Source organism: Acuticoccus yangtzensis (genome assembly GCF_001927245.1).
Classification (GTDB): Bacteria; Pseudomonadota; Alphaproteobacteria; order Rhizobiales; family Amorphaceae; genus Acuticoccus; species Acuticoccus yangtzensis.
Map to the genome: position 1 here is coordinate 70,371 of NZ_MJUX01000005.1, position 13,964 is coordinate 84,334.

10 protein-coding genes are annotated in these 13,964 nt (G+C 68.2%); 3 read left to right on the forward strand and 7 right to left on the reverse strand.

Annotation, left to right across the window (positions count from 1 at the left end; all coding sequences use genetic code 11):
* The first annotated feature begins 97 nt into the window (after positions 1-97).
* Entirely contained in the window at positions 98-766 is a 669-nt protein-coding gene (locus BIX52_RS13735; protein ID WP_075221659.1) for a hypothetical protein, read from the forward strand.
* Between the two features lie 346 nt (positions 767-1,112).
* Here the strand turns inward: BIX52_RS13735 and BIX52_RS13740 are convergent, their stop codons facing one another.
* Entirely contained in the window at positions 1,113-2,606 is a 1,494-nt protein-coding gene (locus BIX52_RS13740; protein WP_075221660.1) for a cobyric acid synthase, read from the reverse strand.
* Between the two features lie 78 nt (positions 2,607-2,684).
* Here BIX52_RS13740 and BIX52_RS13745 point away from each other — a divergent pair, with 78 nt between their 5' ends.
* A complete protein-coding gene (locus BIX52_RS13745) occupies positions 2,685-2,936 on the forward strand; it encodes a bacteriocin (RefSeq protein ID WP_075221661.1) in 252 nt (83 codons plus the stop codon).
* Positions 2,937-2,993: 57 nt separating this feature from the next.
* Here the strand turns inward: BIX52_RS13745 and cobO are convergent, their stop codons facing one another.
* From cobO to BIX52_RS13765, 4 genes are all read right to left on the reverse strand, one after another.
* Positions 2,994-3,632: a cob(I)yrinic acid a,c-diamide adenosyltransferase gene (gene cobO / locus BIX52_RS13750; RefSeq protein WP_075221662.1), complete on the reverse strand. Its 639-nt coding sequence runs from the start codon at positions 3,630-3,632 to the stop codon at positions 2,994-2,996.
* A gap of 99 nt (positions 3,633-3,731) precedes the next feature.
* A complete protein-coding gene (locus BIX52_RS13755; protein ID WP_075221663.1) occupies positions 3,732-5,885 on the reverse strand; it encodes a putative bifunctional diguanylate cyclase/phosphodiesterase in 2,154 nt (717 codons plus the stop codon).
* Positions 5,886-6,044: 159 nt separating this feature from the next.
* Positions 6,045-6,872 carry an SDR family NAD(P)-dependent oxidoreductase gene (locus tag BIX52_RS13760; RefSeq protein WP_075221664.1) on the reverse strand — a complete coding sequence of 276 codons (828 nt, stop codon included), beginning with the start codon at positions 6,870-6,872 and terminating at the stop codon, positions 6,045-6,047.
* A gap of 268 nt (positions 6,873-7,140) precedes the next feature.
* On the reverse strand, positions 7,141-8,130 hold the full coding sequence (locus tag BIX52_RS13765) for a sodium:calcium antiporter (protein WP_245803201.1): 990 nt from the start codon (positions 8,128-8,130) through the stop codon (positions 7,141-7,143).
* Between the two features lie 218 nt (positions 8,131-8,348).
* Here BIX52_RS13765 and BIX52_RS13770 point away from each other — a divergent pair, with 218 nt between their 5' ends.
* Positions 8,349-9,713 carry an NAD-dependent succinate-semialdehyde dehydrogenase gene (locus BIX52_RS13770; protein WP_075221666.1) on the forward strand — a complete coding sequence of 455 codons (1,365 nt, stop codon included), beginning with the start codon at positions 8,349-8,351 and terminating at the stop codon, positions 9,711-9,713.
* Positions 9,714-9,809: 96 nt separating this feature from the next.
* On the opposite strand, the gene BIX52_RS13775 is transcribed toward BIX52_RS13770, so the two are convergent.
* Positions 9,810-11,330, reverse strand: a complete 1,521-nt coding sequence (locus tag BIX52_RS13775) for a trehalose-6-phosphate synthase (protein WP_083660264.1) — start codon at positions 11,328-11,330, stop codon at positions 9,810-9,812.
* A gap of 6 nt (positions 11,331-11,336) precedes the next feature.
* On the reverse strand, positions 11,337-13,964 hold the full coding sequence (gene ligD, locus BIX52_RS13780; protein WP_075221667.1) for a DNA ligase D: 2,628 nt from the start codon (positions 13,962-13,964) through the stop codon (positions 11,337-11,339).

A 13,964-nucleotide genomic window follows, 5' to 3' on the forward strand; every position in this document is an offset into this window, starting at 1 on the left:
TATGCGAGGCTCCGGACGTAAAGTCAACATGCTTCATCGGTGTTTGTTGCCGGGGCTTGCTTCGGCCTGTGGATTGTCTGTCATCGAAGGACCGAACGTGATCGTCTTCATCGAGATTCCCTTCTCCGCCGGCCGCGGAGCGTTTCAGGCCTTCACCAAGGCGCTGGGGGCCAATGCGGTGGGTTGGCTCGGCCGCAACGCCACGCTCGATGATCTGAAGGCGGACGATGCGCCGAACAAATACAGGCTCGTGGGCGGGCGCTTCACGCTGGCGGACGCGTTGGAGATGAAGGGGGTCACTGCCTACAGCGCGGTCGCCGGTGATCCCGTGCTGAGGATGATGGCGACCTGGCAGGCGTGGGAGAGGCAGGCGCGCCATCCGCAGCACTGGGTGCCGCACACCTTCAACCTGCGTGAGGCGCTGGACGAGCGCATTCACCCCGTCATGGTGGCGACGGAGGCGATGATGCGCGGCCTCAGGCAGAGGGGCGTCGGCACGGAGATGGACCGGATCATGGCCGATCTGACCGCGCTGCCGGTGACGATCGGATTCGGCGAGCACGCCGACGCCTTCACCGAGGCGATGGCGCAGCGTCTCGGCATCGACACGTCTGAGCTGAACCCCGCCGCCTTCGCCGAGTTCTCCCATGCCCCCGGCGCCACGGGCCTCTACCAATCGCTGATCGACGGGACCGTGCCGGACCGCACGCTGCACCACCGGCTCATGGCGGCCGCCGAGGGCCTCCCGGTCTGGACGACGCACTGAACCTCTATCCTGCCCCGTATCTGAGGGCCTGGCGCCGCTCGCAGGTCCGCCCCGTCTCAGCCTGACCGTCGGAGCCGCCATCGCCCCAATCCCTTGGCGGAGACGGTGGTGCCTTGCCAAGGAGCCGCAGGCCGGCTTTAGCCGCTTGTCCTTGGCGAGGTGCCGCCGTCTCTGCCATGCGGTGCAGGGTGATGGCGGTTCCGACGGTCAGGCGGGCCCTGACCGTTGGTGAGCCGGAGCCCGCCGGAGGCTACGGCGCCTCGCTCCGCGCCTGCCCCTCCCCGTGTCCTCGCGCCCCGTGTGCTCGCGACCCCTGTCCTCGCGACCCCGGCCTTCCCGCCGCGCCTCACCGGTCCGCGCGCATCCGTGCCAGCGCCAACAGCGCGTCCACGTCGAGGGCGGCGGCGACGTGGTCGGCGAGCGCGTCGAGCGTGGCGTCCACGGCCGCCTCGTAGGCGAGGCCGGAGGCGGTGCCGAGGCCGCCCAGAACGCCGGCGCGGAAGGCGTCGCTGCCGAAGAGGCCGTGCAGATAGGCGCCCATCACGCGCCCATCGGGAGACATGGCGCCGTCCTCCCCCTCCTCCAGCGCCACGACGCGACGCGCGCAGTCGGGGCCCGACGTCCGCCCCATGTGGATGCGATAGCCCTCCACAGGGACGCCCTCCAGACCCGGGAGGCGGCACACGCCGCGGCTCTGTCGCGTCACCTTGGGGGCGGCGATCACTGTTTCGACGTCGAGAAGCCCCAGCCCCTCGGTTTCGCCCGGCGGCCCCTCGTGGCCCTCGGGGTCGCGAATGACGCGGCCGAGGAGCTGGTAGCCGCCGCACAGTCCGACGATGCGTCCGCCGCGGCGGACATGGGCCGCAAGGTCGATGTGCCATCCGGCCGCCCGTAGCGCCTTCGCATCGGCGATGGTCGACTTCGAGCCCGGGAGAAGCACCAGATCTGCATCCGGCATCGGCGCCGACAGTTGCGCCATGCGGAACGCAACGCCGGGCTCCAGCCGCAGCGGGTCGCAATCGTCGAAGTTGGAGATGTGCGGCGTGGCGGGCATCACCACGCGCAGACCCTCCCGTTCGGCCGTGACGGGAAGGCCCAGCGTGTCCTCGGCGGGCAGGAGGTGCGCATTTGCGAACCAGGGCACCACGCCGAAGAACGGCCATCCGGTGCGCGCGGTGATGGCGCTGACGCCGCCGTCGAACAGCCGCACGTCGCCGCGGAACTTGTTAACGACATAGCCCGCCACCATCGCCCGGTCGGCCGGGTCCAGCACCGCGTGGGTGCCGACGATGTTGGCGATCACCCCGCCGCGGTTGATGTCGGCGGCCAACACCACGGGCACGTTCTCGGCGCGGGCGAATCCCATGTTGGCGATATCGTCGCGGCGCAGGTTGATCTCGGCCGGGCTCCCCGCCCCTTCCACGATCACGATGTCCGCCCCCTCGGCCACGCGGGCGAAGCTGTCGCGCACGAACGGCATCAGCCCGGCCTTCAGGTCGCCATATGCGGAGGCGCTGGCGCTCGTCATCACGCGGCCCTGCACGACCACCTGGGCGCCGGTCTCAGACTGTGGCTTCAAAAGCACAGGGTTGAGGTGAACCGAAGGCTCGATTCCGGCGGCGCGGGCCTGGAGCATCTGCGCGCGGCCGATCTCGCCGCCGTCCGGAGTCGCCGCGGCATTGTTGGACATGTTCTGCGATTTGAACGGCTTAGCCACCAGACCGGCGCGCGCGAAGTGGCGGCAAAGGCCGGCCACCAGAAGCGATTTGCCGACGTCGGACCCGGTTCCCTGCAGCATGATGGCCGGAACGGCGGCGGATCTCTCAAAGCCCTGCTTCATTACGCATTCATCGCCCGGCGCAGATGTCGGTGTGACGGCGGGCCCCCGGCTGGCCCGCCTTCAAACGTGGAGTGTGTCATGAAGAAATATCTCATCATCGCCGCCGTCGCAGCGGGCCTCGCCGGTTGCAATTCCAACGACCCCGGCGACCGCGCATTGGTGGGCGGCGCGCTCGGCGCTGCGACGGGCGCCACGGTGGCGGCGGCGACGGGTGCCAACGCGGGCGGCACGCTGGTCGGCGCGGGCGTCGGCGCGGTGGGCGGTGCGGCGCTGGGTGCGGCGACGGCGCCGCGCTGCGTGAACCAGTACGGCACGCGCGTCCCCTGCTGATCGTCCTCGCCCGACGACGCACCGCGCGGCCTCACGCGCGGTGCCCACCGACGCGGCCTAGAACTCGATCCCGGCCTGAGGCTTCACACCGGAGCGGAAGGGATGCTTCACCTGCGTCATCTCGGTGACGAGGTCGGCGATCTCGATCAGCTCGTCCTTGGCGTTGCGTCCGGTGACGATCACGTGGACATCGTCCGGCTTCTCGTCACGCAGGAAGGCGACGACGTCGGCAAGGTCGATATAGTCGTAGCGCAGGACGATGTTGAGCTCGTCCAGCAGCACCATGCGGTGCTCGCGGGACAGGATCATCGCCTTCGCGGCGTCCCATGCGGCGGCTGCGGCGGCGATGTCGCGCTGGCGGTCCTGGGTCTCCCAGGTGAAGCCCTCGCCCATGCGCTTGACGGTCACCTGATCGGGGAAGCGGTCGAGGACCGCTTTCTCTCCGGTCTCAATGCGGCCTTTGATGAACTGGACGACGCCCACCTTCATGCCGTGGCCGATGGCGCGCATCACCATGCCGAAGGCGGCGGTCGACTTGCCCTTGCCCTTGCCGGTGTGGACGATGAGAAGCCCCTTCTCGATCGTCTTGGTGGCGAGGATCTTGTCCCGCGCCTCCTTCTTCTTGCGCATCTTCTCGGCGTGGCGCGCGTCGAGGTCGGCCTCGGTGCCGGTCTTTGAATCGGCTTGGCTCATCATGGTCTCCGTCCGCCGGCGGGGCCGGCAATCGGCAGGACCATAAACGATGCGACCCCGCCGCGACGAGATGCGATGACGGTGCGACCGCCCGCCCCCGCGTCAGCCGGAGGCGGCGATCGCGATGCGGGGCTGGTCCTTCCCCTCCTGGGCGAGCAGCGCCTTCAGCTCGTCCACCGGAACGGCCTTGGAAAAATAGTAGCCCTGGAGGAAGCGGCCGCCGAGCTCCGTGATCATGCGGACCTGCTCGGCCGATTCCACGCCTTCGACGATCAGCCGCAATTGCAGCGAGCGCGCCACCTCGATGATACCGCGGATAATCTTCTGCTTGGCGGCATCGGTCTCGATCCCGGACACGAAGCGGCGGTCCACCTTGAGTTCGGATATCGGCAGCGTCGAGATGTGGATCAGCGACGCATAGCCGGTGCCGAAATCGTCCAGCGAGAAGTTGACGCCGCGTTCGCTGGCGGCACGGATCTCGGCGCCGAGGCGGCCGGTGGGATCGTCCAGCACCACGCCTTCGGTGATTTCGATGGTGATCTGGCCGTTGTCCGAGCCGAGCGTTTCGACCCGCTTGCCGATGCGTTGCAGGAAGGTGTCACGCACGAGATCGCCGGCCGAGGCGTTGACGGCAAGCGTCAGCTTGTCGGCACGGTCGCGGTTGATCTGGGCGATCTCGGCGATGGCGCGGTCCACGACGGCAAGGCTGATCTGGGCGCCCAGTTCATGGTCGGCGAGCGCGCAGGCAAAGTCGCTGGCGGTGCGCACCCTCTCCCCGTCGATCCAACGGGCGAGCGCCTCGACACCGACGATGCGGCCGGACGCAAGATCGAGCTGCGGCTGATAATAGGGTACGATATTGCCGGCCTTCAGCGCCTCGCGCGCGGACAGCATGGTCTGCGTGCGCTCCTGCTGGGCCTGGCCGAAGGTCGGGTCGTAAAGGGCGAGCGCGGAAAGCGCCTCCTCCTTCATCCGGTAGAGGGCGAGGTCGGCGGCACAGATGAGGTCGTGCTCGGCCTCGCCATGGTCGGGCGAAATCGCCGCGCCCGCCGAAAGGTGGACGAGCACGGTCTGCTCTTCCCAGGTCAGATAGATGTCGAGACTGTTGCGCAGCCGCTCCAGCACCGCGTTGAGCGCTTCGCGCGATTCGAGGTCTTCAAGCAGGATCGAAAACTCGTCGCCCCCGGTGCGGGCGACCGTGTCGTTGGCGCGCACGGTCTTCTTCAAACGCTCGGCCACCAGGCACAGGAGACGGTCGCCGGCGGCATGGCCCAGCGTGTCGTTCACGTGCTTGAAGTCGTCCACGTCCACCAGGACGAGGCACACGTAGTTGCTGGTGCGCTTTCGCCGCTCCAGCGCGGTCTTGAAGCGGTCGGCGAAGAGGGCGCGGTTGGGCAAGCGTGTCAGCGCGTCGTGGTTGGCCGTCCACCAAAGGCGTTCGTTGGCCTCGTGCGCCGCCGTCACGTCCTGCAGGACGCCGGCGAGGCGATCCGGCCTCTCCTCGTCCGCACTCTGGCGCTGGGCGATGACGCGCACGGTGCGCTTGCGGCCCGCCGCCGTCTCGATCGGCATCGTCACATCGAGCGGGTCGGAGGATACGGCAGCCGACAAAAGCAGCTTCTCGAGCTGCTTGTTGTAGGGACTGACGAAGTAGTTCAGCGCCTCGCTGACGGAGGGCATCGGCTCCCCCGGCGAGCGGTCGTGGATGCGGAACATCTCGTCCGACCAGAACATCGACCCGGAGATGAGATCGCACTCCCACACGCCGATGTTGGCGGTGCGCTCCAGATGGTCGAACATCAGGATGTAGCGCTTCAGGTCGATGCGGTAGCGCTGGGTGAGCGCGTTCTCCGCCACCTGCCGCTTGGCCGCGACGATGAAGCGCGACAGGCGCTGTGCACTGAGCCCCGTCCGCGGCACGAAGATGAGGAAGGCCAGCCGCCGCCCGCCGCCGACCATGGGCAGCATGATGACGGCGTTCCACGGCGCCTCGAAGGGCAGCGACGTTCCGGCGAGCGGCAGGCCGAGGTCGCCGGTCTCGGCGATGTCGATCGGGTCGATGTCGCACGCCATCTGAACGACGCTGTCACGCAGTGACACGGCGTCGTCGCTACACCCGATGATGGTCGGCTGCGGCGACAGATCGACAAGGGCGACGGGCCCCGAATCCAGCGCGAGTTGAGCCATGGCCGCAAGGTGGTCGAACGGCTGGGCGCGTCCCAGCTTGGTCAGTGCGGCGTTGAAATACTTCAACATGTCACGCGCCCCGATGGCTCATCAGTCTCGCGAAAGGTAACCGAGAATGCACGCGTCGAGCTTGCATCGGATGGTTTAGCTGCAAAAGCACGGCGGAAGCATGGCATGCGCACATATTTGCAGGCACCCCTCATCGCCGATGACCGGCCCCGCGGCGCCTCACGACGCGCGCGGGGGCGCCCGGCGCACCGCGGCCGACGACTGGGCGATGGGAACGCCCGTTCCCGCCGCGAGGTAGCCGCCGTCCACCGTCAACGTCTGGCCGCTGACATAGCCTGCGTCGGGACTGGTGAAGAAGGCGACGGCGTTGGCGGTCTCGTCCTCCTCCCCATAACGCGCCATCGGGATCGTGCGGGTATAATCGGCACGCATTTCGGCGGTGTGGAGATCGCGCGACATGGGCGTGTCCACCGGCCCCGGCGCCACGGTGTTGGCGGTGATGCCGTACGGTCCCAGCTCCAGCGCGAGCTGCTTCATCAGGTGGATCGCCGCCGCCTTCGAGGTGCCGTAAGCCGTCCGCCCGAAGCCCGCCCGCATGCCGGAAATCGAGGCGATCATCACGAACCGGCCCGAAAGTCCCTCGTTGACGAGGTCACGCGCAGCAAGCTGATAGACCGTGAACCCGGATAGGACGTGGACGTCGAGCGCTTTCTCGAAGGTGGCGATGTCGACGTCGAGGAAAGGGGCCAGAGGGGCGATGCCGGCGCAGTGAACGACGATGCCGAGCGGTCCGAAATCGTCGCGCACGGCGCGGTAGGCGTCGACCATGGCCGAGGTGTCGGACACGTCGCAGGACAGGCCGAGGCCGCCGGGCAGTTCAGTCGCCCGCTCAGGCGTCTCGTTCAACAGGTCGACGATCGCGACCCGGTTGCCGTCCGCCGCGAGCCGCCGGGCGACCGCGAAACCAAGCGCTCCGGCCCCGCCGGTGACGAGAGCCGTGCGCGGCAACTTGCCGGGCGCGACATGCAGTGCTCCGTTTCCGATCATCGGCCGATAGCCGCAATGCTGGAAAACAGGACAGGTCCGCCGCCCGGCTTGTGAGACGCGAGCGGCAGGGTCGAAAACGAAAGTCTGGGTCGCACGCTTAAACGGTTCCTCGCTGAGGCGATGGGATCAAGACGGACGCTGGCGAAGGCTTGCTGAAAGCCGTTGCGCACAAAGTCTCGGCTACGCCCGCCGATTTCGGCCTGTCACTAGTGAGCGATGCTTGCCTGCACGGTCAAGTTCAAAAGCCGTCTCAGCATCCAACTGCTGATTAAAGAACCATGATTGCGACCGCCGTAGCATAAATTGCGAGCAGCAGTGCGCTTTCGAAGCCGATATTTGCCACACCATGTTCTTCGCGGCGGATTAATCCAAGCAAAAGGACGCCGGTCATGATCAGTCCGACCAGCGCCCAGAACACGCTGCCGCCGTCGATGGCGTGGTAGATCGACCCATCGCGGTAGGCGACATCGGCGGCGGCCAGAAAGAGGACGTCGAACACGTTGCCGCCGATGATGCCGCCGACCGCAAGCTGCAGGGCGCCCGCCCGCACGGCGGCGATGGTCGTCACGAGTTCGGGCAGCGACGTGGCGACGGCGGTGAAGAGCGTGCCGACGATGGTTTCGCCGAGCCCCGTCTCCTCGGCGATGACGATGCCCGACTGCGCGATCGCAAGGCCCGCCGCGCCGATGACCGCCGCCAATCCCAGAAACAGGGCGACGAGTTGCCACAGCGCACGCGGATCGCGCTCGTCCTCCGGCACGTCCTCGCGCGTCTTCGCCGTCATGATCGGCTTCCACATCGGGTTGTCGCGGTCGCGCCCCGCCATCTTGAGCCCCGCGACGTAGGAGAAGAGAAGGACGAAGGTGGCCGGGTGGATGCCCAGAACCGTCACGTCGGGCGTATAGATCGCCACCACGGGCACGGCGAGAAGCAGGATGAGAAGCGTGGCCTGGGTGAGGTTGGCCACCGAGGCGGCCGCATGCTCGAGATTGGCGCGGCGGTAGGCCATATCGGCGATGGCGAGGAATGCGGTCTGCGCGGCGATCCCCCCCAAGGCGTTGGACGCCGCAAGGTCAACGTTGCCGTTGGCGGCCGCCGCCACGGACGTCACCGTGCCCGGAATGGAGGTGGTCGCCCCCAAGAGGACCGCACCGGCGATCGCCTCACCGAGCCGGGTGCGGTCGGCCAGGCGATCGGCCACGCGCGACAGAAGGGTTCCGGCCAGCGCAATCACGGTGGCGGAGGCGGCAAAGACCACGTACGCGGTCGTGACGGAAAATTCCCACATGGTGTAGGAAGACCGGCGTCCCGCGAGGTGTTCCCTTGCCGCGCCGAATTTGGCGAACACATCTCCAGGGAAAGGCCGGCAGGCGCGTGCGTGCCGGACGCGAACGGACCATGCTCGCTCGGCCGCCGCAATTCGTGCGTCTGCGGACCAGAAGACGGTGCGCGCGAGCTCCACACGAAGGAACGCCCATGGCGATCGCCACCATCAATCCCACCACCGGGGACACGCTGAAGAGCTTCAGCGCCCACTCCGACGCGGAGGTCGACGCCAAGATCGACACCGCCGAAAGCGCTTACAGGGACTGGCGCCTCGTCGACATCGCCGACCGTGCCGCGATGCTGAACAAGGCCGCCGATATCCTCGATCGCGACTGCGAGAGCCTCGCCGCTCTCGCCACGCTGGAGATGGGCAAGACCATCGGTTCCGCCCGCGCCGAGGTGCAGAAGTGCGCCTTCGTCTGCCGCCACTATGCGCAGAAAGCGGCCGCCTACCTCGCCGACGAGATCCTGGAGTCGAACGCGTCCAAGAGCTACGTGAGCTACCAGCCGATGGGGCCGGTGCTGGCGGTGATGCCCTGGAACTTCCCCTTCTGGCAGGTCTTCCGCTTCGCCGCGCCGGCCACTGCGGCGGGCAATGTCGGCCTCCTCAAGCATGCGTCCAACGTTCCGCAGGTGGCGCTCGCCATCGAGGGGATCTTCCGTGAGGCGGGCTATCCGGACGGTATTTTCCAAACCCTCCTGATCGGCGGCTCCAAGGTGGAGCGGGTGATCCGCGACCCGCGCATTCAGGCCGCCACCCTCACCGGCTCGGAGCCTGCGGGCATGTCCGTCGGCAAGATCGCCGGCGAAGAGATCAAGCACGTCGTGCTGGAGCTCGGCGGATCGGATCCCTTCATCGTCATGCCGTCGGCCGACATCGCCGCGGCGGCCGACACGGCGGTGAAAGCGCGCAACAACAACAACGGCCAGACGTGCATCGCCGCGAAGCGCTTCATCGTCCACGCCGACGTGTACGATGAGTTCACCGAGCGCTTCGTCGCCGGGATGGAGGCCCAGGTCATCGGCGATCCGATGGACGAGGCGACCACCCTCGGCCCGCTCGCCACGGAGCAGATCCGCACGGACCTGACCAAGCAGGTCGACCAGCTCGTTCATGATGGAGCCAAGGTGCTGACCGGCGGCAAGGCGCGGACAGGGAAAGGGTGGTTCTACGAGCCGACCGTCCTCGCCGACATCCCGTCCGGAAGCGCGACCCGGTGCGAGGAGCTCTTCGGCCCCGCGGCCATGCTCTTCAAGGTCGGGTCCATCGACGAGGCCATCACGATCGCCAACGAGACGCGCTTCGGCCTCGGCTCGGCCGCCTTCACCAACGAGCCGGCCGACATCGCCCGCTTCGCCCGCGACATCGAATCCGGCAGCGTCTTCATCAACTCCATGGTCGCGTCCGATCCGCGCCTGCCCTTCGGCGGCGTGAAGAAGTCCGGCGTCGGGCGCGAACTTGCCGCCCACGGCATCCGCGAGTTCGTCAACGTGAAGACGATCGCCATCGCCTGAGCGGCACCACGAACGAAAGAGGCGGGACCTCGCGGCCCCGCCTCTGCGATCATGTGAACGCGGTGCACTTCGCGGCGAGCGGCCGCCGGAGGGCGTTCAGTCGGCGGCGAGGTCGGCCACGCAGGCGGCGACCCAGCGGTCCACTCGCGTCGCCTCCACCACCTTCATGAGCGCGGCATGGCGTTCGCGTCGTTCGCCCAGCGGCATCGCGCGTGATGCACGGATCGCGGCTGCGATCCCCTCGGCGTCGTGCGGGTCGATGATGAGCGCGTCGGTCATGTCCTCCGCCGCCCCGGCCATGTCGGACAAGATGAGCACACCCGGATCCGCCGGGTCCTGCGCCGCGACATATTCCTTGGCGACGAGGTTCATCCCATCGGCCAGCGGTGTGACGAGTGCTGCATCCGCACCGCGCAGGAGGTGGGCGACGCCGACCCGGTCGCAGCCTTTCGTCATCAGCTTGAACGGCGAATCGGCGAGCCCGCCGAAGCGGGAGATGAGGTGACCGGCCTCCGCCTCCACCTCCGCTCTCTCGCGCGAATAAGCGGGCACGGTCTCGCGGCTGAGCGGCGCGATCTGGGTGAAGACGGTATCGCCCGCTCTCGCCGGATCGGCGGCGAGATACCGCTCGAAGCCGCGGATGCGATGGGCGATGCCTTTGGAATAATCCAGCCGGTCGATGCCGATGAGGCTGTACGTGCGGGCTGCGAAGGCGAGGTAGGCGGCAACGTCTTCCGGCGGCGGCTTGGCGAGGCTCGCCTCGATCTCGCGCGGCTGCGTGCCGATGGGCCGCACCTTGATGCGCACATGGGAGCCGTGAACGAGAACGCGGAAGCCGGCACGATCGGTGACGATGGTCCCCTCGCCCACCGACGCCAGCGTTTCGGCGAGGCGGACGGCATCGCGCCGGGTCTGCACGCCGATGGTGTCATAGGCGGCCAGAGCGCGCACGATGTGACGCGCCTCGGGAAGCGTGCGGAAGGTCGCCGGCTGCGGAAAGGGGATGTGGAGGAAGAGCCCGATCGGCCCGCCCATCCCGCGCGCGCGCAATGCGGAGGCGAGGATCAGGAAATGGTAGTCATGCACCCAGATGGTGTCGCCGGGCACCGCGGTGCGGGCGATCGCCTCGGCAAACGCGGTGTTGACGGTGCTGTAGGCGCTGAAATCACCGTCGGTGCGGGCGACGAGGTCCGGCCGCCCGTGGAAGACCGGCCACAACACGCTGTTGGCATAGCCTTCATAGTAGCCGCGGAACGTGTCGGGATCGATGTCGAGGAGACCGAAGGCCATGTCGCCGACGGTTTCGAAGTCGAACCCGTTGTCGGCATGCCCCGCGTGGCCATATTCGCCGGACCAGCCGACCCACAATCCGTCGCCGCCGCGGAGCGCTTCCGACAAGGCCTGCGCCAGGCCGCCCGCCGTCGCCGCCTTGGTGGGCCGCGAGACGCGATTGGAAACCGCGATTAACCTCCCGTCCAGTTTGGCCGTGCCGATCGGGGGCCGTATTGCGTCAACCCATACCTGACCGATGGAGCCCATAGACGTCGATTGCCCTCTCTCTGACATGCAGGAGGGTAACGCCGGCGATGAGACTTTAGTTGCTGCACGAATGTGCATGCGACATCACAGCCCCACCGCCCGCATTCGCGCCGCAGTCAGACTTTGATGCACGCCGTCGAGCTCATTCCACGGCTCCCCCTCGGCAATTTGGCCGACGTGGATGGGCTGAGGCTGGCTCAGCGCGTCGAGCTCGTCCCATGACAACGGAAGCGCGAAGGGGGCACCCGGACGCGCGCGGGTCGAGTAAGGAGCAACAGCCGAGGCCTTCCAATCGTTGCGCAGATAATCGATGAAAATGCGGCCCTTCCGTTTGGCCTTCGACATCGTGATGAGGTAGCGGTAGGGCTCCGCCTCGCTCATCCGCTCCGCGAAGGCGCGCGTCCAGGCCTTGGCCTCGTCCCAACCGGTGCGCCTGTCGATCGGCACGACGACGTGGAGACCCTTGCCGCCGGTGGCTTTCAAGAACGCGGTCATGTCCAGCGACGCCAACCGTTCGCGCACCGTGAGAGCGGCGTCCTTGACCGCGTCGAACCCCACGCCTTCGCCGGGGTCGAGGTCGAACACCAGCCGGTCGGGACGGTCGGGCCGATCCACGCGCGCCCCGCGCAGGTGGATTTCCAGAACGCCGAGTTGAACGAGCTGCATCACGTCTTCCGGCGCGCTGACGACGATGGCTTTGCCGTCCTCGCCGATCTCGCGGCCCATGCGCTCCGGCATGCCTTCCGGATGGCGCTGATAGAAGCACGCCTTCCCCGATCCGTGCGGACAGCGCACCAATGTCAGCGGGCGCCCTTCGATGTGCGGCAGCATCCGCTCCATGTGCGCCGCATAGTGAGCCGCGAGCCCGGACTTGGTGATGCCCTGATCCGCGAACAGCACCTTGTCCGGATTGCTGAGGGTGACGCCGTAGGTTTCGCCCATGGTGTCCTCGCTGGCGCCATCCGCGGCGCGGGTCCGCCTCGGGCGTTGTTCGGCCGGTGCGGCGGCGGGCGCGGCGGCCGTCCGGGACCGTGCGTTCGAAGGCGGTTCCCGGTCGGTGCTCGTGGCGGGATGGTCGGACGGAAGCTCCACGGCAGAGGCATCGACGTCCGCGAGGCCTCGGTAGGCCGCGTGGCGAAGCTGACCGTCATCGGTCATCGTCAGATATTCGGCTGTGGCGACGAGGTCCGGCCGGACGAACAAGGGCTTCCCTTGGGCGCCCGTCGGGGCGGCAGGCTTGACGGCGAAGGGCGATGTCTTTCGCTCCCGCTCTTCGAGGAGGGCGAGGAGCCGGCGCGATTCCGCGGCGTTGAACCCGGTCCCCACTCGGCCGACCGGGATGAGCCGCCCATCACGATAGGCGCCGAGGAGGAGCGCACCGAGCCCCGACGCGCCCCCTTTGGTATAGCCGCCGACGACGAAATCGCCCGTGCGAACGGCCCTGACCTTGACCCACGACCCGTGCCGGCCGGAGCGGTAGAGGCTGCCCGCCTTCTTGGCGACGATCCCTTCCAGCCCCATCGCCGCCGCGCGCTCGAACAGCGCCTCCTGCTTGCCGGGGCCGAGATGATCACCGTAGACGATGGGCCCGCCGCGGCCGCCGCCGAGCTCACCTACGAGCCGCTTCAAAGCCGCCTTGCGAGCCTCGATGGGCTCGCCGCGCCAATCCTTGCCGTCGGCGAAGAGAAGATCGAAGGCGACGTAGGCGGCCCCGTCCCCGCCGCTGTCGCGCAAGGCGCGCTGCAGACGCCCGAAGTCGGTCTTGCCGTCAGCGTCGAAGACGACGACCTCGCCGTCCAGCATGACCCCGCGCGCCGCCAGCGGACGCGCTGCCTCGTCGATCGCGCCGAAACGGTCCGTCCAGTCGTTCTCGTTGCGCGTTGTCAACGTCACGGCGCCGTCCGCCGCCCTCAGGATCGCGCGGTAGCCGTCATATTTCACCTCCGCCAGCCAGTCGCCTTTGGGCGGGATCTTGCGCGGCTGGCACAGCGCGGGGGGCACGAAGCGGGGCACGCTGCCGGCCCCGCCGCTGGCGCCAGCCGCCGCCTCGCCGGGTACGGGAGTGGCGGTTGCGGAGGTGAGCGCGGCCTCCGGCTGATCGTCCGCCGGCCGGTCGGAGTGCCACACGCTGTCCGCCGCGGCGATCGCCTTCATCGTGCGGCCCGTCGCAACGCTGGTGGTTGCGGTGCCGATCAGGTCGCGGTCCGGGTCGGCGGCATCGTCGCGGGTTTTGATGAGAAGCCACTGGGGCGGGCGTCCCTTCTCCGCCTTCATGCGTTGAAGGTGCCAGCGCCCGGTCATCCGCTCGCCGAAGAGGTCGAAGGTCAGCGCCCCGGCCGAAAGGCCCTCGGCCGCGTCCTTCCCGTCCGCCATCGCCCAGGTGCCGCGGTCCCACAGCATGACCGTCCCGCCGCCATATTCGCCCTCCGGGATCCGCCCCTCGAAGCCGCCATAGCTCAGCGGGTGGTCCTCGGTCTCCACGGCAAGGCGCTTTTCGGCGGGGTCGAGGCTCGGACCGCGGGTCACCGCCCACGACTTCAGCACCCCGTCCATTTCCAGGCGAAAATCGAAATGCAGGCGGCGCGCGGCGTGCTTCTGCACCACGAAGCTGGCGGCGCCCTTCCCCCTTCGCCCGCGCGTGGCGGCGGCGCGCGGCTCGGGCGTGACCGAGAAGTCCCGCTTGTCCCGATAGGCCTTCAGCCGGTCCGACAC

Excerpts from the sequence above, each read along its gene's own strand:
- BIX52_RS13770 (WP_075221666.1), top strand. The coding sequence starts at position 8,349 with ATGGCGATCGCCACCATCAATCCCACCACCGGGGACACGCTGAAGAGC.
- BIX52_RS13740 (WP_075221660.1), bottom strand. The coding sequence starts at position 2,606 with ATGAAGCAGGGCTTTGAGAGATCCGCCGCCGTTCCGGCCATCATGCTG.
- BIX52_RS13775 (WP_083660264.1), bottom strand. The coding sequence starts at position 11,330 with ATGCACATTCGTGCAGCAACTAAAGTCTCATCGCCGGCGTTACCCTCC.
- BIX52_RS13760 (WP_075221664.1), bottom strand. The coding sequence starts at position 6,872 with ATGATCGGAAACGGAGCACTGCATGTCGCGCCCGGCAAGTTGCCGCGC.
- BIX52_RS13745 (WP_075221661.1), top strand. The coding sequence starts at position 2,685 with ATGAAGAAATATCTCATCATCGCCGCCGTCGCAGCGGGCCTCGCCGGT.
- BIX52_RS13755 (WP_075221663.1), bottom strand. The coding sequence starts at position 5,885 with ATGTTGAAGTATTTCAACGCCGCACTGACCAAGCTGGGACGCGCCCAG.
- cobO (WP_075221662.1), bottom strand. The coding sequence starts at position 3,632 with ATGATGAGCCAAGCCGATTCAAAGACCGGCACCGAGGCCGACCTCGAC.